Genomic DNA, 726 nt, shown 5'->3' on the forward strand with positions numbered 1-726 from the left:
TATCACCATGAACGCATCCGAGCAACAACGCTTTGATTTTCTTTATGAACAACATCTTACCAACTTAACACTGCAAGGCAAGCGACCTGCTACTATCGATGCCTACAGTCGCGCCGTCAGGCGTATTAGTGCTTATTTCGATGCTTGTCCTGATAACCTTTCAACCGATGATTTGAAGCGTTACTTCGCCCAGATGATTAAATCTCACTCATGGAGCACGGTAAAACTCGACCGTAATGGCTTGCAGTTTTTCTATCGTCATGTGCTTAACCAACAATGGCAGTGGCTTAATATTGTCAAACCACCGCAAGTCAATCGTTTGCCCGATATCCTCACCCCTGCCGAAGTCTCAATTGTCATTAGCCTTACCCATCAGCAACGCTATCAAGTGTTTTTTCTCACTTTATACAGCATGGGATTACGCCTTGGTGAAGGTATATCTTTGCAGGTTGGCGATATCGATTCACAGATGATGCAGGTGCATATTCGTGATGCTAAAGGCGGCAAGGATAGGTTAGTACCTTTACCACAACGTACTTTGTTAGCGCTGCGATATTACTGGCAAACTCATCGTCACTCGCGTTACTTGTTTCCGGGTAAAGATAGCCAACCCGACTCATTAATCGATAAAGGCGGTATTCAAAAAGCCCTCAAGCGGGTTATTCGTGAGTGTAATATTCACAAATCCATCAGCCCGCATAATCTGCGTCACAGCTATGCCACTCA

The 726-nt window shown here is 44.9% G+C and carries 1 protein-coding gene; it reads left to right on the plus strand.

What is annotated here, in order from left to right; translation table 11 throughout:
* Positions 1–726 (plus strand): tyrosine-type recombinase/integrase (locus L2735_RS19900; RefSeq protein WP_248986314.1); only part of this gene is annotated, 726 nt, incomplete at both ends.

The sequence above is a fragment of the Shewanella olleyana genome, assembly GCF_023283825.1.
GTDB lineage: Bacteria > Pseudomonadota > Gammaproteobacteria > Enterobacterales > Shewanellaceae > Shewanella > Shewanella olleyana.